The sequence below is a fragment of the Microbacterium altimontanum genome (assembly GCF_058349865.2).
This window is the reverse complement of record NZ_JBYRJB020000002.1, coordinates 429,455-454,824: the sequence shown is the minus strand read 5'-3', so window position 1 is coordinate 454,824 and position 25,370 is coordinate 429,455. Positions and strand designations below refer to the sequence as shown.

Sequence of the window (25,370 nt, the reverse complement as noted above, 5' to 3'; positions counted from 1 at the left end):
AGGCTTTCTTCATGTCCGCGCCCCGTCGCCGGAGGCTGACGCCCGATGAGCGTCGTGCGCAGCTCGTGGCGCTCGGCGTGAACTTCCTCGCCGATCGTCCGATCGACGAGCTCACGATGGAGACGCTCTCCGAGCAGGCCGGCGTGTCGCGGGCGCTCGTGTTCCACTACTTCGGGTCCCGCCAGGGGCTCCACCGCGACGTCGTCGCCACGGCGCGCGACAGTCTGCTGCGCGCGAGCGAGCCGCGACCCGAACTGCCCCCCGACGAGCGGATGCGCGACACGCTCACGCGGATCGTCGAATTCGTGCGCGACCACCGCGGCACGTTCTACTCGCTCGTGCGCGGTGTCGCGAGCGGCGACGCTGCCGTGCGCGCGGTGCTCGACGAATCGCGGGCCGCGAACGCACAGCGCCTGCTCGACGTGTACCTGGAGCTCGGCGTGCCCGACAGCTCGCTGCTGCGCGTCGCGCTGCGGTCGTGGGTGGGGTTCGCCGAAGAGGCCCTCGTCGAGCTCGTCGTCGAGGGCGGCGCCCCGGTCGAGGACATCGTCGCGTTCCTGGAGAAATCGGCCGCGGGCGTCGTCCAGGCAGTGCGGTGATGACGGATGCCGCTACCCGGCACGACCGACCGCACGTGAGACGATGGCGGTGCACCGAGCGAGCGGAGGAGGGAGACGTTCCGTGGATGAGAACGACAGCACCCGCGGTGTGATCCTCGTGGGAGTGCAGCCCGGCATGCCCGACGCCGTCCTCGTCGAGGCGGCCCGCCTCGCGCGCGATCTGGGCGCTGACCTCGTCTGCGCCCACGTCGACCTCGAGCGATACACGATCGGCGAGCATCTCGACGGGTCGGTCGTGTCGCGCTCGATCGATCCGGATCTCCCCGACGAGGGCGAGATGGACTTCGATGCCGACCTCGCCGCGCGCATCGACGGCCTGCTCGCGGGCTCGGGCGTGGCGTGGACCGGACGTGCGCTCGCCGGCGACCCGGGCCATGCGCTCGGCCGGCTGGCGGACGCCGTCAGCGCCCGCTACATCGTCGTGGGCACACGCGATGCCACGGTGCGCGAGACGCTGCGCGAGTTCTTCCAGGGCTCGGTCGCCTCGCACCTCGCGCATCGGCAGCACCGTCCGGTGCTCGTCGTGCCGCTGCATCCGGTGACCGACGGCGGACCGCTGCCGTGGGAGTGACCCGGCCGCTGCACCTGCGCTGGTCGTCGCTCGGGCTCGTGGTCGCCGGGGGCGCGATCGGCACGCTCGCCCGCTTCCTCCTCTCGATCGCGTTGCCGGATTCCGACGGCGTGCCGCTCACGATCCTCGCGATCAACGTCGTGGGGGCGTTCCTGCTCGGGTGGCTGCTCGCGTTCCTCGCCGCTGCGGGGCCGGATGCCGGTGCCCGGCGCGGCTGGCGGCTCTTCGCCGGCACCGGGGTGCTCGGCGGGTTCACGACGTATTCGACGTTCGCCGTCGGCGCCGACGGGCTGCTTCTGGCCGACCGGATGTGGATGGGGGTGGTGTACGCGGCGGCGACGGTGCTCGTCGGAGCCGCCGCATCCCTCGCCGGAATCGCCCTCGGATCGCGCTCGCGGCGCGGAGCGGGCGCATGACGGGGTTCGGTGCGCGACGCTGCCCGTGCACCGGGTGCCGGGGATGAGCGGGCTGTGGGTGGCGCTCGCGGTCGCTCTTGCCGGTGGCGTGGGGGCGGCGTGCCGGATGGTGCTCGACGGCGCGGTGAAGTCGTGGACACGGGTGCCGTATCCGCTCGGTACGACGGTGATCAACGTGACCGGGTCGTTCCTGCTCGGGCTCGTCACGGGCCTCGTCGCCGGGCCCTGGGCCGCGATCGTCGGCACCGGTCTGCTCGGCGGGTACACGACGTTCTCGACGGCGAGCTACGAGACCGTGCGGCTCGCGCAGGCGGGGCGATGGCGTGCGGCCGCCCTGAACGCGTTCGGCATGCTCGTGCTCTCCCTCGCCGCCGCCGCCCTCGGCCTCTGGCTCGGTTCCCTCGCCTGAGGGCGCGCCGCCCCCGCCGCGCCGCGCCATCGCCCCGCCTGCCCGGTCGCCGCGCCGGACCCTCGCCGCGCCGGCCGGACCGTTCCCCTGTCGCAAATCGACCTTCCTTCGCACGGGGAAGGTCGATTTGCGACAGGTGAGCGGTCCCTGCGGGGTCCGTGCGACGAGCGGTCGGGGGGCGCTGGCGTCGCGTCGCGACGCGTCAGGAGGCGGGCGGCGTGGGCTCGCCCAGCGAGAGCATGAGCCGGTTCGCCCAGTTGAAGAACCCAGCACTCTGCACGACGTCGACGATCGCCTGGTCGTCGAGTCCGACGGCGCGCAGCGCATCGATGTGCGCGCGGCCGAAGTGCGTCGGCGTCGCGGTCAGCGCCGCCGCGGCCTCCACGATCGCCGTCCACCGCTCGTCCTGCTCCCCGTCGATCCCGAGGTCGAGCAGACGCTGCACGTCATCCCGCCGCGACGGCGCCTGGAGCGACGCGAAGCGAGAGTGCACGCTCGCGCAGAAGAGGCATCCGTTCGTCCGTGACGTCGCCGCCGCCGACAGCTCGCGCTCGGCGCGCGCGAGACCGGCATCCGTGTTGTAGAAGATGTCGTTGTCGGCGCGCGTGCGGGCGCCGAGCACGACCGGGTCGCGCACGAGCAGCCGGAAGTACGGGCTCCCGGCCCGCGACCGCTCTACGAGGGCCGTGTAGTCGTCGTCGGTCAGCTCCTCGACGGGTTTCGGCTCGAGCCACGGCACCCAGCCGAGCTCCTCCTGCGTGAACGCGTTCGGCGGCACGAGATCGGGGTAGCGGATCACCTGTTCTGCCATTCAGATCGCCTCCTTGAGGGCGCCGAGTCCCGCGACGACGCGCAGCTGGAAATGAGTGAAGGCCACGAGCTGCGACACGGTGACCACTCCGTCGGTGCTCCAGCCCGCGTCGAGCAGCGCCTGCAGCGCGTCGGGGCTCGCGTCGCGTGGCCGGAACGTGAGCAGATGCGCGTGCTCGAGCGCCGCGGCGAGGCGCTCGCCGACGGCATCCCGCAGGGACAGAGCCGCAGTGAAGCGCAGCCCTTCCTCGTCCTCGACGCTCAGCGGTCCTTCGGGGTACGCGCCGTACGGCCCGGTGGTCGTCGCCGCGGGGAGCGCGACGTCGATCGCGTCGGCGACGGATGCGTCGAGGTCGGCGAGAAGCCCGCGGTAGTGGTGTGCGAGCTGCTCGGCGCGACTGAGCCCCGCGACCCAGTATCCGATCGCGACGCGCTCGACGGCGCTCGCGCGCTGCAGGTCGGCCGGATCCGTGATGAGCGCGTCGTACGTGGTCTGCGCGTCGCCGCGGGCGACCGGCCGCTTGCGGCGCAGGTCGTCGAGCGCGCTTCCGGGCGCCGCGCCCACGAGCGTGTCGATGAGGTCAGACATGGCTCTCCTGGAGGCTCGCGGCGGGGTGCCAGCCGAGTGCCGGAGCCACCTCGGTCGCGATGAGCTCGATCGATCGCAGCAGCAGCTCGTGCGGAGGATCGACCGGATGCGCCTGGAACACGATGTCGGTCGCATCGGCGAGCACGTGATCCTCTGCAAGCTCGGCGATGATCTGCTCCGGAGTGCCGACGTGCAGATCGAGCAGCGTGCGCAGCTCGTGCGTGCCGGCATCGGCCGGGATGTCGATCCCGAAGATGCGCGCGCCCGTCCTCGAGCGGTCGATCCCGCGCTCGAGGAGCCGTTCGGCGGTCGCGTCGTCGTCGACCACGACGAGGTTGCGGGATGCGAAGACCCGCGGTGCGATCGCCGGGGGGAGGTTCTCGCGGTAGGCGTCCACGACGAGGCGCTGCGTGTCGGCGAGCGCCGAGAATCCGCTGCCGACGGTGTGCGGCTGCGACTTGGAGAGCATGAGGCCCGAGCCGGCGGCGCCGATGCGGGCGGCGCCCTCGGGCGAGAACGTCGCCTGCCAGATCGTGTCGACGAGGTCGGGCGCCGCCGGGTACAGCGCACCGCCGTCGCTCGTCAGCACGTCGCCGCGCAGCGCGGAGGTGAGCTGGTCGAGATGACGGGCGAAGATCGCGGGGCGGTCCTTCGGGTCGTGGCCGAACGGCGGGAACGAGCTCGGCGTGCCTCCGCTGCCCACCCCGAGTTCGAGCCGGCCGCCGGAGAGCAGCGACAGCACCGCAGCATCCTCCGCCACCCGCAGCGGGGCCTCGAGCGGAAGGGTGATGATGCTCGTGCCGAGCACGATCCGGGAGGTCAGCAGCGCCGCCTGCGAGAGGAGGACGAACGGCGAGGGGAGCCCGCCCTCCGCCTCGTGGAAGTGATGCTGCGCGACCCACGCGGTGTCGAAGCCGGCCGACTCCGCCGCCGAGATCTGCGCGAGTGCGAGGCGGTAGCGCTCGGCGGCGGGCACGTCGTCGAGCACCCGCGTGAAGAAGCCCAGTCGCTGTCGTTCGGTCATCGGTCACCGCTCTTTCCCAGGTACGCCTCCTGGATCCTCGGATCGCCGAGCAGCTCCTGCGCGGAGCCGGTGACGGCGATCTCTCCGGTCGCGAGGACGTACCCTCGACTCGCGATCGACAGGGCGAGCTCGGCCTGCTGCTCGACGAGGAGCACGGCGACGCCGAGTTCGGAGTTCAGACGCGCGATCTCGTCGAGCACCTGGTCGACGAGCTTCGGCGAGAGCCCCATCGTGGGCTCGTCCATGCAGATGAGGCGTGGCCGGCTCATCAGCGCTCGAGCGAACGCCAGCATCTGCTGCTCGCCGCCCGACAGCGTGCCCGCCTCCTGCCGGCGCCGTTCGGCGAGACGCGGGAAGTGCGCACGCATCCGCTCGATGTCCTCCGCGATGCCGGCGCGGTCCCGCCGGGTGTGGGCACCGGCGTAGAGGTTCTCGTCCACCGTCATCTGCGGGAAGACCCGCCGGGCCTCCGGCACGCTCGCGATCCCCGAGCGGATGCGCTTGGCGGTCGCACGGTGCGTGATGTCGTCGTCGGCGAACGAGATCGTCCCCGCCTTGACCCGGTTGAGCCCGAGGATCGTCTTCATCGTCGTCGACTTCCCCGACGCGTTCCCGCCGAGCAGCGACACGATCTCCCCCTCGCCGACCTCGATCGACACGCCGCGCAGTGCATGGAAGGGTCCGTAGTACACGTCGACGGCGTCGACGGCGAGCAGGGCGTTCACTCGGCAGCCTCTCCGTCGACGCGGCCGGCGCCGGCCGGCTGGTCGGCGTCGTCGTGCCGCCGCCGCCCGAGGTACGCCTCGATCACCGCCGGGTCACGCCGCACCGACTGCGGGTCGCCCTCGGCGATGATCCGTCCGCCGTCCATCACGATCACGCGGTCGGAGACCGTCATCACCAGGTCGAGCTTGTGCTCCACGAGCAGGATGGTCTGCCCCTCGGCCTTCAGCTCCAGCAGCTGGGCGAGCACCTCGGCCGTCTCGGACTGGTTCATCCCGGCCGTGGGCTCGTCGAGCACCAGCAGCTTGGGACCCAGGGCGAGAGCGCGGGCGATCTCGGTGCGTCGGCGGTTCGCGTAACTGAGCGTGTAGGCAGGTTCGTCGCGCCGAGGCCCCAGGCGTGCCTCGAACCGGTCGATCTCGGTCTCGATCACCGCGTCGATCCGTGCACGCTCGCGCCGTGCTGCCGGCGTGCCGAACAGCGCCACGAAGAGTTCGCCAAGCAACGGGATCCAGCGCAGGAGGAACACGTGCGACAGCCCGCGGAACGGCCGGTGCGCACGCAGCGTGGGGTGGAGGCCGACCTCGATGTTGTCGGCGACCGAGAGAGTCGCGAACACCCGGCCGTTCTGAAACGTGCGCGCGATGCCGTGTTCGGCGATGTCGACGCTGCGGGCCCGGTCGATGCGCGCGCCGTCGAGCGTGATGGTCCCGCCGTTCGGGCGCAGCGCCCCGGTCACGAGGTTCAGCGTCGTGGTCTTCCCCGAGCCGTTCGGGCCGATGATCGACACGACCTCGCCGGCGGCCACGCGGAACGAGATGCCGTCGACGGCCCTGAGCCCCTCGAAGTGGCGCTCGAGATCCGCGACATCCAGCAGTGCCTGACTCATGAGTTCCTCACCAGGATCCCTCCCGGCCGGAAGCGCACCACGAGGATGAGCACGAGGCCGTAGACGATGATCCGCCACTCCGGAGCGAAGCGCAGAAGCTCCATCGCGCCGATCAGGATGATCGATCCGACGACGGCGCCGTACGGCAGGCTGATCCCGCCGAGGATCACGATCGTGACGACGAGGAGCGACATCAGCATCGTGAAGATCGTCGTGTCGATGTACGTGTACTGGTGGGCCAGCAGCGAACCGCCCACTCCCGCGAAGAACGCCGACACGGCGAACGCGAGCGCCTTGTAGTCGCGCACCCGCACGCCCGATGCGAGGGCGGCCACCTCGTCGGAGCCCACTGATGAGATGACCCGGCCGAGGTGCGAGCGGCGCAGCCGCCACATCACGAGCAGCGTCAGCATCAGCAGAACGAAGTCGATGAGGTAGTACGCGAGGGGAGTGTTCAGCGGGATGCCGGCGAACTGCGGCACCGGGATGTCGTAGATCGCCTGCGGCGCCAGCAGCTGGATGACCGCGACGATCGCGATCCCGAGGCCGAGCGTCGCGATCGAGATGTAGTGCCCCTTCACGCCCCAGATGGGGGATGCCAGCACCGACGCGATGACGGCGGCGGCGAGCCCGGCGAGGGGGAGCGCCGCCCAGAACGGGATGTGCGCGTACACGCTCAGCACCGCCGAGGTGTAGGCGCCGATGGCGATCGGGCCCGCCTGGCCGAGTGCGAGAACGCCGGCCTGCCCCGCCGTGACCGTGAAGCCCGCCGCGACGATTGCGTAGATGAGCACCTGTGTGCCGGTCGTGAGGAGGTAGTTGTCGGCGACGAGCGGGATGACGACGCCGCCGACCCCGAGCGCCGCCCACCATACCCAGCGGGGGATGCGCAGCGGCCGCCCCTTGCCGAGGAACGTGCCGGTGAGCGGCTCGGTGGAGATGAGCGGCACTTTGCCGAGCAGGCCGCCGGGGCGCACGATCAGCACGACGATCAGGATGACGAAGACGATGATCTGGCGGGCGGCATCGCCGAACGCGTAGATCCCGAATGCCTCGAAGATGCCGAGGACGAATCCGCCGATCACGGCCCCGACGAGCGAGCCCAGCCCGCCGAGCGTGGCCGCCACGAACGACGTCATTCCGATGTTGAGACCGGATGTCGGATTCACGACCCCGATGTACAGCGAGAAGAAGATGCCGGCGAGCCCCCCGAGCGCCGAGGCGATGACGAACGACAGGTTCTGCACCGGTCCGACCGGGATGCCCATCTGCAGGGCCGCTTCCTGGTCCTGCGCCGTCGCGCGGATCGCCCTGCCGGTCTTGCCGTACTTGAGGAACAGCGACATCGCGATCATCACGGCGGCGGTGACGCCGAGCATGACGATGTCGGACGTGCCGACGCGCATGTTGCCGATGTGCAGATTCGAGGTGGGAAGCACCTCGGGGAAGACCCGGAACTGCGCCGTGAATGCGAGCTGCGAAGCGCTGTCGAGGATCTGCGCGACGGCGTACGTCGACAGCATGGCGGCCAGCGGCAGGTACTTCGCCAGCGGCCGCACCACCGAGATGTTGATGACGAGCCCGAGCGCCGAGCAGATCACGAGGACGAGCGGCAGCGCGATCCAGAACGAGAGCTCCAGCTTGACGACGAAGAACCACGCGAGCATCGCGCCGAGTCCGAAGAACGAGAACTGGGCGAAGTTGACGACGTTCATGACGCCGAACACGAGGGAGACACCGACCGCTCCGAGGGCGTACACATTCCCCCGGAGCAGGCCGGCGATCAGAGTATCGAGCATGTGCGTTGTGTCAGCGCCGCCGGCTCAGCCGTTGTACGCGACCCACTTCCCGTCGCTGAGGATCGTCGGGGTGAACTGCGGGTTCAGGATGCGGCGCGTGGCCGGGTCGAACGTGATCTTCCCGTAGACGACGCTCGGCACGTCCTTGATCTCGGAGAACCCCTTGAGGATGCCGGCTCGCGTCGTGCCGCCGGCCTTGGCCGCCGCGACGGCGATGTTCAGCGCGTCGTAGGCGCCGGCCTCGAAGTTCGTCACGTCGGCGTCGTTCGGATACTTCGCCTTGAACGCCTTCACGAACGCCTGCACGGCGGGATCGGTGCTGGTCTCGATGAACTGCGCCCCGATGACCGCGCCCTCCGCGTCAGGAGTCTCGTCGAACGACTGCTCGTCCTGGCCGCCGTAGAACGTGCCGTCGTAGCCGATCGCGCGCAGCTGGGTGACGAGCTTCGCGGCGTCGGGACCATAGCCGATGTGCACGAACGCGTCAGGGTGACCGGCGACGGCCTTGGTGAGCGACGGGCGGTAGTCGTCCGACGTCGGGTCGACGGCCTCCGCGTCGGTGACCTTCAGCCCGATCTTGTCGGCCTCGGCCTTGAACGCCTGGTAGGCCGGGATGCCCCAGTCCGAGGTGTTCAGGTACGTGAGGCCGACCGAGTCGACGCCCTGCTTCTTGATGTAGTCGGCCGTCCACACGTAGCTGTCGCTGGTCGTAGTCGAACTCGACCACTGATACTCGGTGCCCTTGTCGGTGAACTCCGGGTTGGAGTTGTTGAATCCGTACTGCAGGAGCTTTCCGGCGGTGTAGATGGGGGAGGCGGGGATGGACGCCGCCGACGAGTAGTCGCCGAACACGAGCACGACGTCGGAGTCGCTGACGAACTTCTGCGCGACGGTGACCGACTGCTTCGGATCGGACTGCGAGTCCTCGTACTTCAGGGCGACGGGGTGGCCGTTGATGCCGCCGGCGGCGTTGACCTGCTCGACCGCGAGGTCGAACGCCTGCTTGAACTGCTCGCCGTACTGTGCGTACTGGCCGGTCTGCGCGGCGGAGACGCCGAAGTAGACGGTGCTGTCCGCCGAGTCGGAGCCGCGGTCGGCGGCATCGGCGCCGGCGAGGCTGCAGCCCGCGAGCGTCATGACGGCCAGACCCGCGACGGCGGTCGTGAGCAGCGTGCGTCGGATGATGCGTGACATGGGAACTCCTTCTCGGGTGTTCCCACACCGTGCCAGGACACGGCGAAGGTCTGCTCGTGTGTGTCGCACCGCGACGCCGTGTGACGCTGGACGACGTCGTGTGACCGTTTGCGTCGTCATGCGGTGTCACGCGGGGGCGCACGCCGAGCGACGACCGGGGGGCCGGGTGTAGTGGAGGTCCAGCCGCTCGAGATCAGATCGGGGTGTAGAGGACGATCTGCAGATCGGGTCGGTCGGACGGCCGCAGCTGATGGTGCTCGTACGTCACGCTCGAGCCGTCGGGCAGGTGGAAGACCCGCTCGCGCGATTCGAATCCGCCGATGTCATACGACTCCCAACCGGCGCGGAACTCCGGGCTCGCCTCGCTCAGCGCCGCCACGAGGTGGGCGACCTCCGGCTCTCGCACCGCTTCGGCGCGGAACTCGGCGAGGAAGCGCCGGCTCGTGACATCCCAGTCGTCGAGCAGCGTGCGCACGTACGGATCGGTGAACACGAGCCAGAGGAGGTTCCGCTCGCCTGCCGGCGCGTCGGCGATGCGCGGATACAGCCGCTCGTACGCGGCGTTCCATCCCGCGAGCCCCCAGTCGGGTGCGAGGGCATAGGCGGGATCCGGCAGGGCGTCCATGAGCCGCTGCACGTGCGCCGGCGCCGGCTCGACGCGCGCCGGGCGCGGGGGCGCGTAGCCGGCCAGGGACAGGACGTACCGGCGCTCGGCATCCGTCAGCCGCAGCGCGTCGGCCACGGCGGAGAGCACCTGGCGGGACGGATGGATGTCGCGGCCCTGCTCGAGCCACGTGTACCACGTGATGCTCACCCCGGAGGAGACGGCGACCTCCTCGCGGCGCAGCCCACTCGTGCGGCCCCGCGCCGCCGGGGGAAGGCCGAGTGCGCGGCGGTCGAGCCGTTCGCGGCGTGAGCGCAGGAACGCGCCGAGCTCCTGGCGACGGGGGTCGGACATCTTCCCAGGGTAGTACTCGCAGTACCAGTACCAGCGCCGTCTGGTGACGCATCCCACTACCACCCGAGAATCGGATCATGCCCGTACTGCGTTCCCGCACCGTGACCCATGGCCGCAACATGGCCGGCGCACGCGCGCTCATGCGCGCCTCCGGCGTCGACGCCGCCGACTTCGGCAAGCCCATCGTCGCGGTGGCCAACAGCTTCACCGAGTTCGTGCCCGGTCACACCCATCTGCAGCCCGTCGGCCGCATCGTGAGCGAGGCGATCCACGCGGCCGGCGGCATCGCCCGGGAGTTCAACACGATCGCCGTCGACGACGGCATCGCAATGGGCCACTCCGGCATGCTCTACTCGCTGCCGAGCCGCGACATCATCGCCGACTCGGTCGAGTACATGGCGAACGCGCACCAGGCCGACGCGCTCGTGTGCATCTCGAACTGCGACAAGATCACGCCCGGCATGCTCATGGCGGCGCTCCGCCTGAACATCCCGACCGTGTTCGTCTCGGGCGGGCCGATGGAGTCGGGTCGTGCGGTGCTGCAGGACGGGACCGTGCGCACGCTCGACCTCGTCGATGCGATCAGCGAGGCCGTGAACGAGAACGTGTCGGATGCCGACATCCTCCGCATCGAGGAGTCGGCGTGCCCCACGTGCGGGTCGTGCTCGGGCATGTTCACCGCGAACTCGATGAACTGCCTCACCGAGGCGATCGGCCTGGCGCTGCCCGGCAACGGCTCGGTGCTCGCGACGCACACCGCGCGCCGGGCGCTGTACGAGCGGGCGGGGGCGCTCGTCGTCGACATCGCTCATCGCTACTACGACGGCGACGACGCGTCGGTGCTGCCCCGCAACGTCGCGACGCCTGCGGCCTTCGCCAACGCGATGGCGCTCGACATCGCGATGGGCGGGTCGACCAACACGATCCTGCACCTGCTCGCCGCCGCGCACGAGGCGGGCGTCGACTTCGGCCTCGACGACATCGACGCGGTTTCGCGGCGGGTGCCGTGCCTGGCGAAGGTCGCCCCGAACGTCGCCGGCGACCGCACCTATTACATGGAGGATGTGCATCGCGCCGGCGGCATCCCGGCGATCCTCGGCGAACTGCGCCGCGGGGGGATGCTCGACGAGGGCGTGCATGCGGTGCACGCGCCGTCGCTGGCCGAATGGCTCGACGCGTGGGACATCCGCGGGGGAGCCGCCTGTGACGAAGCGCGCGATGTGTGGTTCGCGGCTCCCGGCGGGGTCCGCTCCTCGTCGGCGTTCAGCCAGTCGGAGCGCTGGCTGGCGCTGGACGAGGATGCGGCGGCCGGCTGCATCCGCGATGTCGAGCACGCCTACTCGGTCGACGGCGGGCTCGCCGTGCTGCGCGGGAACATCGCGGTCGACGGCGCCGTCGTGAAGACGGCCGGTGTGGATCCGTCGATCTGGACGTTCTCGGGCCCCGCGGTCGTGTGCGAGTCGCAGGAGGAGGCCGTCGAGAAGATCCTGCACAAGCAGATCGGTGAGGGCGACGTCGTCGTCATCCGGTACGAAGGCCCCAAGGGTGGGCCGGGAATGCAGGAGATGCTCTACCCGACCTCGTTCCTCAAGGGCCGCGGCCTCGGCAAGAAGTGCGCGCTCATCACCGACGGGCGGTTCTCGGGCGGCACGTCGGGTCTGTCGATCGGACACATCTCCCCCGAGGCGGCGTCGGGCGGCGTCATCGCGCTCGTCGAGGACGGCGACATCGTGTCGATCGACATCCCGACCCGGTCGCTGACGCTGGACGTGCCCGACGAGGTGCTCGCAGAGCGCCGGGAGGCGCTGCTGGCAGCGGCCGGGTACAAGCCCCGCACCCGTGTACGGCACGTGTCGGCCGCGCTGCGCGCGTACGCGGTGCTCGCGCAGTCGGCCGACAAGGGGGCGGTGCGCGACGTCGACGCCGTCGAGCGTGCGATGGCGCGTGCGGCGGAGGTCGACGCGACTGCCGTCCCCGCCCGGGTCTGACCCAGGTCCCTGAGCGAGGACGCTTCGACTCGCTACGCTCGCTCAGCGCGGGTCTGCGCGACGAGTCGAAGGGCGCGCGCGGGCGCAGCGCCCTACCCTGAGCGTGTGCGTGTTCGGCTCCTTGCTCTCCCGCTGCTGGGGGTGGCGGCGGTGCTCGCCTGGGGCGAGTGGGTGAACTGGCGCGCGAGCCGGCGGGAGCTCGGCAGACGCGGCTGGGCACCCGGCTCCGAAGCCGTCGTCGTGCTGGGCTTCGGCAATCGCGGCGGCCGCGCCAACCTCGTCAACCGGTATCGCGTTCGTGCGGGCATCCGCTCTCGCGACCCACGGGCCATCCGCAGCACTCTCGTCCTGTGCGGGGGAGCCGTCGCCGGGCGCGTGCCCGAAGCGCAGATCATGGCCCGTTACGCCCGCGACGAGTGCGGTTACAGCGGACCGCTGCTGCTCGAGAGCGAGAGCACGACCACGCGGGAGAACGTCGAGCGTGCGATCCCGCTGATCGAGGCGGCGGGCAGCATCAAGATCGTCTCCGACCCGCTGCACGCCGAGAAGGGCAGACGGTACCTGAGGATGCTGCGGCCCGACCTCGCCGCACGGCTCGTCCGCGGCCGCGACTACCGGTTCGGCGAGCTGATGCTGCTGGGGCCGGTCGCCGCGGTCGCTGGGCTCGTCGGTCTGCGAAGAGTGCCGGCGCACGCCGGTCAGTGACCGGCGTGCGGACCGTGACCGCCGGTCGGCGTGTGGGTCATCTGCGCCGCGCCATCCGTCGTCGACAGCGCGGGGGTCACCAGACCCGCGACGAGCAGCGCGCCCGTGGCCATGCCCACCACCGCCGTCCACGGTCGCCCCGCAGCCGAACGTCGCAGCCTGCGGCGGCCGGCGATGGCCGCACCGGCGACGTCGAGAGCGGTCGCCGCCGCCGCGGCGAGCGGTGAGCAGCCCACCGCGATCGCGGCCGCTGCCAGCATGGTGCCGGCGACGGCGGCGACAGCGGCCGTCCGCGGAGCCACGGCGCGCCCGGTACGGAGGCTCACCGCGCCCCACGCCAGCTCGCCCGCGCCCTGCGCCATCAGCGCTCCCATCACGAGCAGCGCCAGCCATTGCGGTCGACCGACCGCGATCGACGCGCCGAGTGCGATGTGCAGGAGGCCGGCCCCCCAGGCGAACAGCGCCGGCCAGGTGCGGCCGAGGGCGTTCATCGTCACGCCAGGGCTTCGCGGGCGGTGTCGCGCTCGGCTCCCAGCCCCACGGCCAGCAGCAGGATGGCGCTGGCGAGGTGCAGGAAGTGGTCGAACGTGTTCAGCGCCAGGATGTTCGCCGCGGTGCCGACGAGGAAGAACCCGACGATTCCCAGCAGCAGATAGGCGGCGCCGATCACGACGTTCGTGATCTTCGCGGCCCTGACCGAGACCAGCCCGAAGATGACCAGCGCGGCACCGATCAGCAGATGCGCAACGTTGTGCAGCGGGTTCACCATGAAGATGCCGAGCAGCATCCCGCCCTTCGTGGCGAGGAACGAGACACCGCCGGTCACGGCGAAGCCGAGAAGGCCGACGAGGATGTAGACGGCGCCGAAGATCACGGCGATGAGGCGGTTCGGGGACGTGCGCATGGCTTCCTCCTTCTTCACGGCGGCGGTTGCCGCTCAGAAGGACATTCGGAGCCCTGTCGGAATCGGATTGCCCCGTCGGAATCGGATTCCGTCGGTCGGCGCGAATCGGATCGGCCCCGGCCGAAATGCGGAGAAGCCTGGAGGCGGATCAGTTCGCGGGTTCGACGGTGAGCTGCTCGGGCTCGGGGATGAGGCGGAGGCCCGAGAGTCCGTTCGCGATGGTGGCGAGCGCTTCGAGCCATTCGCGGTTGATGCTCGGCTGCCTGCTGCCGTGGTACTTGAAGACGAGCGTCGAGTTGCGGTTGATCCACACCGACGTGCGGCCTTCACCGGTGCTGCGGTCCTCACGCCACGTGAAGGGGAACGGCTCGTCGCGCCGCAGCTTGTCGGCGATCACGATCTGAAGGTGCGCGAGAGTGCGGTCCTCGATCTCGAATTTCACTCGGCCGTCGTAGCTCAGGTAGCCCATCAGTTGTCGCCGCTCTTTCGGGTGGGGGCGCTCGGCCGGAAGCCGTGGTCGATCCCCCACAGCACGGCGTTCGCGCGGTTGCTCACTCCGATCCGGCGATAGCAGGTGCGGATATGCGTCTTGACGGAGTTGACCGACAGATGCATGCGTTCGGCGATCTCATCGTTCGACAGACCCTGCGTGATCAGCGCGAGCACCTCGCTCTCGCGGAGCGTGAGGCCCTCCTCGCGACCGGGCCAGTCGTTCCCGACGGGCGAGACGGCACGACGCGGACGCGGATCCTCCGGCTGCCTTCCGGTGTGCACCGCAATCAGCGCTTCCACGAGCTCTGCAGCGGGCAGCTCTTTAGAGAGGTACGCGTCCGCGCCGTTGTCAAGAGAGGCCTCCACGAGGTCGGGATCGAGATTCCAGCTGTAGACGGCGACACGACTCACTCGGCCGTCCCTGACGAGGGTGCGGACGTCCTCGCCATCGCCGGGGAGCGCGGCGAACGTGTCGTACAGCGCGATGTCGACGGGTTCGCCCACCCCTTGCTGCACGTCCAGCTCGACGACCGCGACATGGTCGGAGTAGTTCCGCAGCATCGCGGCGACGCCCTCGACAACGACCTCATAGTCGTTGAGGACGGCAACCCGGATTTGGTCCATGGTGCCACTGTAGGCTGCGGGACCTCACCCGCCGGGGTGAAATCTGCGCGGGCGCCGGCTGACACGCGAGCGCAGGATGGTAATCCCGTGTTCGGCCTCCTGACAAGCCCCGCCACGCCGCTGCTTCTCGCCTCTATCGTGGACGCTCTCGGACACCAAGGAGTCGCCATGACCAGCACCACATCATCCCGGCATGGCGACGGAGCGAAGGGCCGGAGCGCGGGCGCCGACCAGCTCGTGGCCGAAGCCCCCCGCCTCCCACGAGTCGAGCAACCCGCGAAGGACCCCGACATCGACGCCGATCAGGGCTACGAGCTCGTCGACTTCGACCGCTATGTCGTGACGCACGAGAGCCGACCCGTCGGATACGTGGAGGTCGTCCCGCCCGTCTTCGTCTGCTACCTCGGGGCCCACTATCCGTTCGCGGTCGAGATCGCGCAGGCTTACGACTTCGCGGTGGCCGTCGAGACGGTGCGCAGCGCCGCCCTCGGCGCCGACTCCGCGGGCTCCGCCCCCGAGCAGCCGCGCGTTCGGTGACGGCCACCGAGGCCTGGCCCGGGGCCGCCTACCCGCTCGGCGCGCGCTTCGACGGTCAGGGCACCAACTTCGCGCTCTTCAGCGAGAACGCCGAGCGGGTCGAGCTGTGCCTGTTCGACGACGACGGAACCGAGGAACGCATCCCGCTGCGTGATGTCGACGGCTTCGTCTGGCATGCCTACCTGCCGACCGTGCGAGCCGGCCAGTTGTACGGATACCGCGTGCACGGCGCCTACGACCCGGCGACCGGGCTGCGGTTCAATCCGAACAAGCTCCTCCTCGACCCGTACGCGATGGCGGTCCAGGGGCACCCCGACTGGGGCCAGCCGCTGTTCGGCTACACGTTCGGCGACCCCGACTCGCGCAACGACGACGACTCGGCGACCGTCATGGTCAAGGGCGTCGTCGTCAACCCGTTCTTCGAATGGGGAGCCGACCGCGCGCCGCAGACTCCGTACGCGGAATCGCTCATCTACGAAGCGCACGTCAAGGGCCTCACGATGCGGCATCCCGAGATCCCGCCCTCGCAGCAGGGAACCTACGCGGGCGTCGCGCATCCCGCCGTCATCGACCACCTCCAGCGGCTCGGCGTCACGGCGCTCGAGCTCATGCCGGTGCACCAGTTCGTCGACGACGGCGTGCTGCGCGAGCGCGGGCTGTCGAACTACTGGGGCTACAACACCCTGGCGTTCTTCGCCCCCCACAACGCGTACTCGTCGGGCGGCGACCAGGGCGAGCAGGTGCAGGAGTTCAAGGCCATGGTGCGCGCCCTCCACGAGGCCGGCATCGAGGTGATCCTCGACGTCGTGTACAACCACACCGCGGAGGGCAACCATCTGGGGCCGACGCTGTCGATGAAGGGCATCGAGAACCCGGCGTACTACCGGCTGGAGGAAGACGACCCCCGCTACTACACCGATTACACCGGAACCGGAAACAGCCTCAACGTGCGCAGCCCGCACGTCCTGCAGCTCATCATGGACTCGCTGCGGTACTGGGTCACCGAGATGCACGTCGACGGGTTCCGGTTCGACCTCGCCGCGACGCTCGCGCGGGAGTTCTACGACGTCGACCGCCTCGCGACGTTCTTCGAGGTCGTGCAGCAGGACCCGGTCGTCTCGCAGGTGAAGCTCATCGCCGAGCCGTGGGACGTCGGCCCCGGCGGCTACCAGGTCGGGAACTTCCCGCCGCAGTGGACCGAGTGGAACGGCAAGTACCGCGACACCGTGCGCGACTTCTGGCGTGGCGAACCCCAGGCGCTCGCCGAGTTCGCGGCGCGATTGACCGGCAGCGCCGACCTCTATGAGAACTCGGGGCGCAAGCCCGCGGCATCGATCAACTTCGTCACCGCCCACGACGGCTTCACGCTGCGCGACCTCGTGTCGTACAGCGAGAAGCACAACGAGGCCAACGGCGAAGGCGGTGCCGACGGGGAGTCTCACAACCGGTCCGACAACATGGGCGCGGAGGGAGACACCGACGACCCGCAGATCCTGCGCGCCCGGGCTCGTCAGCAGCGGAATCTCCTCGCCACGCTGCTGCTCAGCCAGGGCGTGCCGATGATCTCACACGGCGACGAGCTGGGCCGCACCCAGCACGGCAACAACAACGGCTACGCGCAGGACAACGAGACGACCTGGATCGACTGGGATGCCGCCGACCTGCCGCTCCTCGAGTTCACGGCCGCGCTCGCCCAGTTGCGCCGCGAACACCCCGCCTTCCGGCGCAGCCGGTTCTTCGACGGCCGACCCGTGCGGACGGAGGAGGGCGCCCCGCTGCCCGACATCGTGTGGCTGCGGCCGGACGCTAGCCCCATGCAGCCCGAGGATTGGGACAGCGGATTCGGCCGCGCGATCGGCGTGTTCCTCAACGGTCAGGGGATCCGCGAGCGCGACCGGCGCGGGCAGCCCGTCGTCGACCAGGACTTCATCGTGCTGTTCAACGCGGGCGACGAGCCGCTCGAGTTCCACCTGCCCGACGCGCGGTACGGCGAACGGTGGGACGTCGTCGTCGACACGGCCGGCGAGCTCGACAGCGCCCTCCCCGTCGACGCGAGTACCGCGGTCACTCTGCCCGCGAAGGCGCTGCTCGTTCTCCGGGCCGCCGGCGCCGGCGATGAGGAGGTCGATGTGTCGGTGGATGCGTCGCTGCGCGAGAATGCTGCGTCGCTCCGCGAGAATACGCAGCGAAGCGGCGACACCGGTTCGCCCGAGGAGGGACGTCGGGCATGACGCAGCGACCCGCGAGCACGTATCGGCTGCAGGTGAACGGCGCGTTCACCCTCGACGACGCGGCGGAGGTCACCGGCTACCTGCGAGAACTCGGCGTGTCGTGGGCGTACCTCTCGCCGCTGCTCGCGTCGACGCCCGGCTCCGACCACGGGTACGACGTGGTGGACACCTCGCGCGTCGACGAGGCGCGCGGCGGTGCCGACGGGCTGCGCCGGTTCGCGGCCGCCGCGCACGAGGCGGGCCTCGGCGTCCTCGTCGACATCGTGCCCAACCACATGGGAGTGGCCGTGCCCCGCACGAACCCGTGGTGGTGGGATGTGCTGCGCCGCGGCCGCGATTCGCCCCACGCCGCGGCGTTCGACATCGACTGGGATCGCGGCGCCGGCCGCGTGCGTCTTCCCGTCCTCGGCACGAGTCTCGCGGAGGCGCTCCAGCGCGGCGAGATCCGCATCGACCTCGCTGGATCCGACGACGCGCCGGATGGCACGCTCCACTATTTCGACCACGTCCTCCCGCTCGCCCCGGGATCGAGCGGGAGCGAGGACGATGTCGCCGCCGTGCTCGACCGTCAGCACTACGAGCTGCGCTTCTGGCGGGATGAGGCGACCGACCTGAACTACCGGCGCTTCTTCGCCGTATCGGGGCTCGCCGCCGTGAAGGTGGAGGACCCCGACGTCTTCGACGCCAGTCACCGCGAGATCCTCCGCTGGGTGCGGGAGGGCCTCGCCGACGGGCTCCGCGTGGATCATCCCGACGGCCTCGCCGACCCGGGCGGGTATCTCGACCGGCTCGCGGATAAGACCGACGGCGCGTACGTGCTCGTCGAGAAGATCCTGGAACCGGGGGAGCAGCTGCCGGCCTGGTGGCGCACCGATGGCACGACCGGCTACGACGCGCTCGGCGAGATCGACCGCGTGCTCACCGATCCCGCCGGGCAGGGACCGCTCGACGAGCTCGACGCCCGGCTGCGAGAGGAGTCGGGTCTGCCGCCGACGCCGTCGTGGGCCGACCTCATCCACCAGACGAAGCGGATGGTGGCCGACACGATCCTCCGCTCCGAGGTTCTGCGGCTGGCGCGTTGCGTGCCCGAGGTGATCCCGCACGCCGACGACGCACTCGCTGAGATCCTCGCGTGCTTCCCGGTGTACCGCTCCTACCTGCCGGCGGGACGGGAGCGCCTGCGCGCCGCGGTGAGCGAGGCGACACGGCGCCGCCCCGAGCTCGCGGCGCCGCTCAGCGCTCTCGAGCCGCTGCTCGCCGACCCGGCGCTCGAGCTCGCGCGCCGGTTCGAGCAGACGAGCGGCGCCGTCATGGCGAAGGGGGTCGAGGACACCGCGTTCTACCGGTTCACCCGGCTCGGATCGCTCACCGAGGTCGGCGGCGACCCGTCACTCTTCTCCCTCTCCGTCGAGGCTTTCCACGCCGCGCGCCGCAGCCGCGAGGCGTCGTGGCCGTTCGCGATGACGACGCTGTCCACCCACGACACGAAGCGCTCCGAGGACGTGCGGGCGCGGCTGACGGTGCTCTCCGAGATCCCCGTGCGGTGGGGGCAGACGCTCGCCGAGCTCCGCGCCGTCGCCTCCACCGGCCACGGGCCGATGGACGCCCTGCTCTGGCAAGCCGTGATCGGCGCGTGGCCCGCATCGGCGGAGCGCCTCCAGGCCTACGCCGTCAAGGCCGCCCGCGAGGCGGCGGAGTCGACCGGATGGTGGGATCCCGACCTCGACTGGGAGGCCGGGCTGACCGACGTGGTCGAGGCGGCCCACGGCGATGCGCGCGCCGCCGTGGAGCGGTTCGTGCAGGAGATCCGGCCGGCCGGATGGTCCAACGGGTTGTCGGCGAAGATCCTGCAGCTGACAGGTCCCGGCGTTCCCGACGTGTACCAGGGGACCGAGCTGTGGGATGCGTCGCTCGTCGACCCCGACAACCGGCGCGCCGTCGACTTCGCGCTGCGCCGACGCATGCTCGGCGAGATCGACGCGGATCTCGCGCGCGGCGTCACGCCGCCGGTCGACGAATCCGGCGCCGCGAAGCTGCTGATCACCGCCCAGGCGCTCCGCCTGCGGCGCGACCGGCCGGAGCTGTTCCGGCTGTACCGCCCGCTCCCGGCCTGCGGTTCGGCCTCCGCCCACGTCGTGGCGGTAGACCGCGGCGGCGCCGTCGGCGTCGCCACCCGGCTCCCGGTCGGGCTCCAGCGGCGCGGAGGCTGGGGCGACACGGTGCTGATGATGCGCGACGTGCCGATGACCGACGTGCTGACCGGCCGCCGATTCACGGGCGGCGCCGTGCCGGTGGCGGAGCTGCTGGCGGTGTACCCGGTCGTGCTGCTCGCGGAGGAGCCGTGATCGAGGTCTGGGCGCCGCAGGCGCACCGGATGCGTGTGCGCCGTGTCGATCCCGACGGCAGGGCCGTGACGGAGGAGGAGTTGACGCCCACCGGCTCGGACGGATGGTGGCGGTGCGCGATGCGCCTCGCGGACGGCGACCGTTACGGCTTCCTCATCGACGAGGATGACCGGCTGCGCCCCGACCCGCGGTCGCGGCGGCAGCCCGACGGCGTGCACGGGGCATCCGCGGCCTTCGACCCCGGCGCGTTCGCCTGGACCGACGCATCCTGGACCGGCCGGCAGCTCGCAGGCGGTCTGATCTACGAACTGCACGTCGGGACGTACACGCCCGAGGGCACCCTCGATGCGCTGGGCGAGCGGCTCGACCACCTCGTCGACCTGGGCGTCACCCACGTCGAACTGCTGCCGGTGAACGCGTTCAACGGGGCATGGAACTGGGGCTACGACGGTGTGCTCTGGTACGCGGTGCACGAGCCGTACGGCGGCCCGCGCGCGTACCAGCGGTTCGTCGACGCGGCGCACGCGGTCGGGCTCGCGGTGATCCAGGACGTCGTCTACAACCACCTCGGGCCGAGCGGGAACTACCTTCCCGAGTTCGGCCCCTACCTGCGCACCGGGCGGCGCAACACCTGGGGCGACTCCGTCAACCTCGACGAGCCGGCCGTGCGCGAGTACATCATCGAGAACGCGCTGATGTGGCTGCGCGACTTCCACGTCGACGGACTGCGCCTGGATGCCGTGCACGCGCTGCACGACGATTCGCCCGTGCACATCCTCGAGGAGCTCGCGATGCGAGTCGACGCGCTGTCGGCGCAGCAGAACCGGCCGATCAGCCTCATCGCGGAGTCTGATCTCAACGACCCGCGGCTGATCCTCCCGCGCGAAGCCGGCGGCTACGGTCTGACCGCCCAGTGGTCGGACGACTGGCATCACGCCGTGCACGTCGCGCTGACCGGCGAGACGTCGGGGTACTACGCCGACTTCGCCGCCCCCGATGCCGTGGGCAAAGTGTCGGAGCGTGGGTTCTTCCACGACGGCGGCTACTCGAGCTTCCGCGGGAGGCGACACGGGAGTGTCATGCCGCCGGAAGTGCCCGCCTGGCGGCTCGTGACGTTCGCCCAGGATCACGACCAGATCGGCAATCGCGCAGCCGGCGACCGGCTGAGCGCGCAGCTGTCGCCACGGCGGCTCGCCGTCGCGGCGGTGCTGACGCTCACCGCGCCCGGCACCCCGATGCTGTTCATGGGGGAGGAGTGGGGCGCGTCGACCCCATGGCAGTTCTTCACGTCGCATCCCGAACCGGAGCTCGGCCGGGCGACGGCCGAGGGACGCATCGCGGAGTTCGCGAAGATGGGCTGGGATGCGGCACAGGTGCCCGACCCGCAGGATCCGGCGACGTTCGAGCGGTCGAAGCTCGACTGGGACGAGCCGGCGCAGCCCGCTCACGCCGACCTGCTGACGCTGTACCGGAAGCTGGCCGCATTGCGCCGGGCGCGGCCGGAGCTGACCGATCCCGACATGGCGGCCACCAGTGTGGAGGTGCTGCACGCCGAGAACCCATCCGACGAGCGGGTCTACCGCATCCGTCGCAGGGGCCTTTCCGTGCTGGTGAACCTGTCGCGCGAGCCCATGGATTTCGAGCTCGCGGCGGGCGACGTCGTGCTGCTGGCGACGGATCCGCCGGCGTCGAGCGCGGCCGACGCCGTGACGGTGTCGGCCGAGTCGGCGATCATCGTCGGGCCGCCGCAGGCAGGGACAGGGGGAACGGCCGATGAAGACTGATGCCAAGAAGTCGACGCCCGCCGGCGGCGCAAAGCGGCAGGACGACAAGAAGAAGAACCCGATCACGCGGTTCTTCTCCATCCTCGGTCCCGGCGTGGTCACGGGGGCGGCCGACGACGATCCCTCCGGCGTCGCGACGTACGCGCAGGCCGGTGCGACGTACAGCAACGGGCTGCTGTGGACCGTACCGGCGAGCCTGCCGCTGATGATGGCGGTGCAGGAGATCTGCGACCGCATGGCGCTCGCGAGCGGGGACAGCCTCGGCAAGCTCATCCGTCGGCGCTTCTCGCGCGCTGCCCGCATCGTGATCGGTGTGCTCGTGGTCGCGCTGATCTTCGCGAACGTGCTCAATCTGTCGGCCGACCTGATGGCGATCGGCGCGGGGATGAAGCTCGTGGGCGCGGGGCCGGCACCGCTGTGGGCGGCGATCGCGGGGGTCGCGATCGGGATCGCGGTGGTGTTCGGCTCGTTCGACTGGATCGCGCGCATCTTCAAGTGGCTGTGCCTGGCGCTGTTCGTCTACGTCGTGGTGCTTTTCGTCTCGCACGTGAACTGGGCGGATGTCGCGGCCGGGTTCATCGGGGCGCGGATCACGTTCGGCAGCACGGCGTACTGGGGGCTCGCGGTGGCGGTGCTCGGGACGACGATCAGCCCGTACATGTTCTTCTGGCAGACCGCGCAGCGCATCGAGGAGCTGCGGGAGGAGCCCGGCGGCGGCGATGACCATGCGGAATCGCTGAAGCAGCGCCCGCCGCGCAAGGCCCACCGACGTCTGCGCAGCGGCAGGGTGGACGTCTTCACCGGAATGGTCTTCTCGGTGCTGATCATGTTCGCGATCATCGTGGCGACCGCCGCCACCCTGGGCGCGCACCACAAGCAGGTGTCGAGCGCGGCCGAGGCGGCGAAGGCCCTCGAGCCGGTCGCCGGCAGTTACGCCGGCGTCCTGTTCGCCATCGGTTTCATCGGCTCGGGCATCCTCGCCGTTCCGGTGCTGGCAGCCGCCGGCGCCACCGGGATGGCGGCGCTGCTCGACAAACCGTGGGGTTTCGAGAAGTCGCCGCGCCGCGCGCCGCTGTTCTACATCCTGCTGGGCGTCGGGATGCTGGCGGGCACGGCGCTCGCGATCTTCGTGCACAACCCGATCCAGATTCTCGTGCTGTCAGCGATGGTGAACGGGATCGCGGCGGGGCCGTTCCTCATCATCATCATGCTGATCTCGTCGAATCGGTCGATCATGGGGAAGTACCGGAACGGCCACCTCGCGCAGACGGTGGGTTGGATCGCCACGGTCGTGATGTGCGTCGCCGGCGTCTACGGCACATGGTTCGCCATCACCGGCGGGTAGCGCTCCCCGAGGCGCGCACTATCGTCGGAGCGGAGGCTGGTTCTGCCGTTCGTCGGAGGGGGAAGGCGTGGCGCGCGTCGACACGATCATCGTCGGTGCCGGCGTGGCAGGGCTCACCGCCGCTCGGCTGCTCCAGGACGGCGGCCGCCGCGTCGTCGTTCTCGAGGCGCGGGACAGGGTCGGCGGTCGCGTGCACACCGACCGCGCCACCGGAGTCACAGACCTGGGTGCCTCGTGGATCCACGGTGTCGACGGCAGTCCGGTCGCGGCTGCCGCCGAGGCGTTGGGGATGCACACGGTGGAGTTCACCGTGGGCGGATACCAGCCCGACAGCCGGCCGATCGCGTACTACGCGCCGGATGGGCGGCGACTGTCCGACCAGGAGACAGGAGAATTCGCGGCAGACGTGCACCGGCTCGACGCGGTGCTTCCGGGGCTGATCGCGAAGTCGAGGGCGGACGACTCCTATCGAGACGTGACGGACGCCGCGCTCGCTCTGCTCGGGTGGGAGCCGGAACGCGAACAGCGGGTCCGGGAGTATCTGGAGCACCGTTCCGAGGAGCAGTACGGTGCGTGGATCGAGGATCTCGCCGCCCACGGCCTCGACGACGACGCGATCGACGGCGACGAGGTGGTGTTCCCCGATGGTTACGACGTGCTGCCGGCGCGTCTGGCCGAAGGGCTGGAAGTGCGTCTTGAGCATGTCGTCACCGTGATCGATTGGACGGATGGTGTCCGGGTGACGACGTCGCGGGGCGTGTTCGTCGGCGACACGGCGGTCGTGACGCTGCCGGTGGGGGTGCTGCAGGACGGCTCCGTCGAGATCGGGCCTGACCTGCCCGCCGTGAACGCCGAGGCACTGGGGCGACTGGAGATGAACGCGTTCGAGAAGATCGTCCTGCGCTTCCCGGCCCGGTTCTGGGACGACGACGTCTACGCGATCCGTCAGCAGGGTCAGGAGGGCCGGTGGTGGCACTCCTGGTACGACCTCACGGCCGTGCATGGAGAGCCCACTCTGCTGACGTTCGCTGCCGGGCCGGCCGCCCGCGGCATCCGGCGCTGGTCCGATGAACAGGTGGTCGAATCGGTCATGGCACAGCTGCGGCGGCTCTATGGCGACCGCGTCGTTCCGCCGATCCGCCTTCACCGGACGAGGTGGCAGGACGATCCGTATTCGCGCGGTTCGTACGCGTTCATGAAGGTCGGTGGGAAGACCGCGGATCACGACGACCTCGCGACACCCATCGGCGACGTTCTGCACCTGGCCGGCGAGGCGACCTGGACAGACGACCCCGCGACCGTCGCCGGGGCGATGTTCTCCGGCCACCGCGCCGCCGAGCGCATCCTCGGCCGGGCGGTCCCGATCGAGCGCATCTGGGGAGCGGATCGCTTACAAGTCGGTCCGTGAGTCGCTGTCACCTGTCGCAATGGCTGTACGTCCCTCATGCCCGGCGACCTTTGCGAGAAGAGTCGTCTCGGCAAGTTGCGCGATGCGCCTCGTGGCAGGGGAGAGGTAAGCCCCTTCCCGGTGGACGAGAGCGAGCGTGTCGTAGAAGGGTTCAGCCATCGGCATCACATTGATCCCCGGGGGGAAGGTGGGACCCTCCGCGATGGTGCGACTAACGATGGTGTCGGCCGCGCCGGTCGCCACCAAGCTGAGGGCGGTCTCAACGTGTTCCACCTCGATTGCGGGGTCGATCTGCAGTCCCTTCAACCGAGCGCGTTCGAGAAGCTGCTTCCGAGTGGGGTCCGACCATCCCGCGTAGGCGTCGTAGAGGACGAGCTTGGCTCTCGCAATCTCCTCGATCGTCACCGGACCCTCGCCTGCTGTGCGCTTGGTGGATGCGTAAAGCACCTCGTCCCGAAATAGTGGGCGGACGGTGAGCCCAGTCTCAGCGATCGGTAGGACCACAAGACCAGCCTCGATCTCCCCAGCGGCAATCGACTCGGCAACCAGAGCCGAGTTCAAACCCACGAGACGCACCTTGACGTTCGGGTGCTTGCGATGAAAGCGCTGGACGAGGTCGGAGAGGTCGTAATAGGCCGCATTGCGCAGCACGCCGAACGTGCAGGTGCCACCTGCTAAGGAGTTGAGAGCTTGTATTGCGTCCAAACCATTGCTGATGGCCGAGACCGCCTGAAGGGCGTGGCTTCGCAACTCGAGAGCGGCAGCAGTGGGAACAAGTCGACGGCTCCCCCGGGTGAAGAGCTTCAGCCCGAGTTCACGCTCTAGCCTGGCCACCAACTCCGAGATGGAAGCTTGCGTCGTCGCGAGTTCCCCGGCCGCGGCCGTAAATGAGCCGAGTTCAAGAGCGGCGAGGAAGGCCCGCAGCTGCGCCAGAGTCATAGGGACACCCTAGAGCAAACGTAGCCACGTACCATCCAAGCTTGTAATATCCGCTGGGCCTGCCGC

At 70.1% G+C, this 25,370-nt stretch carries 25 protein-coding genes; 12 read left to right on the top strand and 13 right to left on the bottom strand.

Translation table 11 applies throughout. The features are described 5' to 3' along the window. Window positions 1-11 precede the first annotated feature (11 nt). From AC3RX1_RS04385 to AC3RX1_RS04370, 4 genes are all read left to right on the top strand, one after another. Window positions 12-599: a TetR/AcrR family transcriptional regulator gene (locus AC3RX1_RS04385; protein WP_491500025.1), complete on the top strand. Its 588-nt coding sequence runs from the start codon at window positions 12-14 to the stop codon at window positions 597-599. Window positions 600-681: 82 nt separating this feature from the next. Further along, the gene (locus AC3RX1_RS04380; protein WP_491500024.1) at window positions 682-1,191 is read left to right on the top strand and encodes a universal stress protein; all 510 of its coding nucleotides are present in this window, start codon (window positions 682-684) and stop codon (window positions 1,189-1,191) included. Continuing rightward, window positions 1,182-1,607, top strand: a complete 426-nt coding sequence (locus AC3RX1_RS04375; protein WP_491500023.1) for a fluoride efflux transporter FluC — start codon at window positions 1,182-1,184, stop codon at window positions 1,605-1,607. Before AC3RX1_RS04380 ends, AC3RX1_RS04375 begins: the two co-directional genes overlap by 10 nt. Before the next feature lie 43 nt (window positions 1,608-1,650). Next, a complete protein-coding gene (locus AC3RX1_RS04370) occupies window positions 1,651-2,016 on the top strand; it encodes a fluoride efflux transporter FluC (protein ID WP_491500022.1) in 366 nt (121 codons plus the stop codon). 202 nt (window positions 2,017-2,218) lie between these two features. On the opposite strand, the gene AC3RX1_RS04365 is transcribed toward AC3RX1_RS04370, so the two are convergent. The 8 genes from AC3RX1_RS04365 to AC3RX1_RS04330 all read right to left on the bottom strand — a co-directional run bounded on the left by AC3RX1_RS04365 (window position 2,219) and on the right by AC3RX1_RS04330 (window position 10,002). Beyond that, complete coding sequence (locus AC3RX1_RS04365) at window positions 2,219-2,827, bottom strand: alkylhydroperoxidase domain protein (RefSeq protein ID WP_491500021.1); 609 nt, start codon at window positions 2,825-2,827, stop codon at window positions 2,219-2,221. Next, window positions 2,828-3,415 (bottom strand): CMD domain protein, encoded by a 588-nt coding sequence (locus AC3RX1_RS04360; protein ID WP_491500020.1) that lies wholly within the window; start codon window positions 3,413-3,415, stop codon window positions 2,828-2,830. Further along, window positions 3,408-4,439: a putative FMN-dependent luciferase-like monooxygenase gene (locus AC3RX1_RS04355; RefSeq protein ID WP_491500019.1), complete on the bottom strand. Its 1,032-nt coding sequence runs from the start codon at window positions 4,437-4,439 to the stop codon at window positions 3,408-3,410. Before AC3RX1_RS04355 ends, AC3RX1_RS04360 begins: the two co-directional genes overlap by 8 nt. Next, the gene (locus AC3RX1_RS04350; protein WP_491500018.1) at window positions 4,436-5,164 is read right to left on the bottom strand and encodes an ABC transporter ATP-binding protein; all 729 of its coding nucleotides are present in this window, start codon (window positions 5,162-5,164) and stop codon (window positions 4,436-4,438) included. The genes AC3RX1_RS04355 and AC3RX1_RS04350 overlap by 4 nt, the downstream gene beginning before the upstream one ends. Then, on the bottom strand, window positions 5,161-6,051 hold the full coding sequence (locus AC3RX1_RS04345; protein WP_491500017.1) for an ABC transporter ATP-binding protein: 891 nt from the start codon (window positions 6,049-6,051) through the stop codon (window positions 5,161-5,163). The genes AC3RX1_RS04350 and AC3RX1_RS04345 overlap by 4 nt, the downstream gene beginning before the upstream one ends. Next, complete coding sequence (locus tag AC3RX1_RS04340; protein ID WP_491500016.1) at window positions 6,048-7,850, bottom strand: ABC transporter permease; 1,803 nt, start codon at window positions 7,848-7,850, stop codon at window positions 6,048-6,050. Before AC3RX1_RS04340 ends, AC3RX1_RS04345 begins: the two co-directional genes overlap by 4 nt. Window positions 7,851-7,874: 24 nt before the next feature. Beyond that, window positions 7,875-9,044: an ABC transporter substrate-binding protein gene (locus AC3RX1_RS04335; RefSeq protein ID WP_491500015.1), complete on the bottom strand. Its 1,170-nt coding sequence runs from the start codon at window positions 9,042-9,044 to the stop codon at window positions 7,875-7,877. Window positions 9,045-9,237: 193 nt separating this feature from the next. Next, window positions 9,238-10,002, bottom strand: coding sequence for a helix-turn-helix transcriptional regulator (locus AC3RX1_RS04330; RefSeq protein ID WP_491500014.1), 765 nt, complete (start codon window positions 10,000-10,002; stop codon window positions 9,238-9,240). 77 nt (window positions 10,003-10,079) lie between these two features. Here AC3RX1_RS04330 and ilvD point away from each other — a divergent pair, with 77 nt between their 5' ends. Together ilvD and AC3RX1_RS04320 are read left to right on the top strand one after the other, a co-directional pair. Continuing rightward, complete coding sequence (gene ilvD, locus AC3RX1_RS04325; RefSeq protein WP_491500013.1) at window positions 10,080-11,990, top strand: dihydroxy-acid dehydratase; 1,911 nt, start codon at window positions 10,080-10,082, stop codon at window positions 11,988-11,990. Between the two features lie 105 nt (window positions 11,991-12,095). Further along, window positions 12,096-12,695 (top strand): YdcF family protein, encoded by a 600-nt coding sequence (locus AC3RX1_RS04320; RefSeq protein WP_491500012.1) that lies wholly within the window; start codon window positions 12,096-12,098, stop codon window positions 12,693-12,695. Here the strand turns inward: AC3RX1_RS04320 and AC3RX1_RS04315 are convergent. The 4 genes from AC3RX1_RS04315 to AC3RX1_RS04300 form a co-directional block, all read right to left on the bottom strand. Then, window positions 12,689-13,192, bottom strand: a complete 504-nt coding sequence (locus tag AC3RX1_RS04315) for a hypothetical protein (protein ID WP_491500011.1) — start codon at window positions 13,190-13,192, stop codon at window positions 12,689-12,691. The genes AC3RX1_RS04320 and AC3RX1_RS04315 overlap by 7 nt on opposite strands. Continuing rightward, window positions 13,189-13,599: a DUF4383 domain-containing protein gene (locus AC3RX1_RS04310; protein WP_491500010.1), complete on the bottom strand. Its 411-nt coding sequence runs from the start codon at window positions 13,597-13,599 to the stop codon at window positions 13,189-13,191. Before AC3RX1_RS04310 ends, AC3RX1_RS04315 begins: the two co-directional genes overlap by 4 nt. A gap of 148 nt (window positions 13,600-13,747) precedes the next feature. Beyond that, the gene (locus AC3RX1_RS04305) at window positions 13,748-14,068 is read right to left on the bottom strand and encodes a DUF7882 family protein (protein ID WP_491500009.1); all 321 of its coding nucleotides are present in this window, start codon (window positions 14,066-14,068) and stop codon (window positions 13,748-13,750) included. Next, window positions 14,068-14,715 (bottom strand): response regulator transcription factor, encoded by a 648-nt coding sequence (locus AC3RX1_RS04300; protein ID WP_491500008.1) that lies wholly within the window; start codon window positions 14,713-14,715, stop codon window positions 14,068-14,070. Before AC3RX1_RS04300 ends, AC3RX1_RS04305 begins: the two co-directional genes overlap by 1 nt. Before the next feature lie 168 nt (window positions 14,716-14,883). Here AC3RX1_RS04300 and AC3RX1_RS04295 point away from each other — a divergent pair, with 168 nt between their 5' ends. The 6 genes from AC3RX1_RS04295 (at window position 14,884) to AC3RX1_RS04270 (ending at window position 24,365) form a co-directional block, all read left to right on the top strand. Beyond that, window positions 14,884-15,252 carry a hypothetical protein gene (locus AC3RX1_RS04295; protein ID WP_491500007.1) on the top strand — a complete coding sequence of 123 codons (369 nt, stop codon included), beginning with the start codon at window positions 14,884-14,886 and terminating at the stop codon, window positions 15,250-15,252. Further along, complete coding sequence (glgX, locus tag AC3RX1_RS04290) at window positions 15,249-17,483, top strand: glycogen debranching protein GlgX (RefSeq protein WP_491500006.1); 2,235 nt, start codon at window positions 15,249-15,251, stop codon at window positions 17,481-17,483. Before AC3RX1_RS04295 ends, glgX begins: the two co-directional genes overlap by 4 nt. Further along, window positions 17,480-19,828: a malto-oligosyltrehalose synthase gene (gene treY / locus AC3RX1_RS04285; protein ID WP_491500005.1), complete on the top strand. Its 2,349-nt coding sequence runs from the start codon at window positions 17,480-17,482 to the stop codon at window positions 19,826-19,828. The genes glgX and treY overlap by 4 nt, the downstream gene beginning before the upstream one ends. Window positions 19,829-19,857: 29 nt before the next feature. Continuing rightward, complete coding sequence (treZ, locus tag AC3RX1_RS04280; RefSeq protein ID WP_491500091.1) at window positions 19,858-21,612, top strand: malto-oligosyltrehalose trehalohydrolase; 1,755 nt, start codon at window positions 19,858-19,860, stop codon at window positions 21,610-21,612. Next, the gene (locus AC3RX1_RS04275) at window positions 21,602-22,957 is read left to right on the top strand and encodes an Nramp family divalent metal transporter (protein WP_491500004.1); all 1,356 of its coding nucleotides are present in this window, start codon (window positions 21,602-21,604) and stop codon (window positions 22,955-22,957) included. Before treZ ends, AC3RX1_RS04275 begins: the two co-directional genes overlap by 11 nt. A gap of 67 nt (window positions 22,958-23,024) precedes the next feature. After that, a complete protein-coding gene (locus AC3RX1_RS04270; RefSeq protein ID WP_491500003.1) occupies window positions 23,025-24,365 on the top strand; it encodes a flavin monoamine oxidase family protein in 1,341 nt (446 codons plus the stop codon). Here AC3RX1_RS04270 and AC3RX1_RS04265 read toward each other — a convergent pair. Next, entirely contained in the window at window positions 24,348-25,304 is a 957-nt protein-coding gene (locus AC3RX1_RS04265) for a LysR family transcriptional regulator (protein ID WP_491500002.1), read from the bottom strand. The two genes, AC3RX1_RS04270 and AC3RX1_RS04265, sit on opposite strands and share 18 nt — an antisense overlap. Window positions 25,305-25,370: the final 66 nt, after the last annotated feature.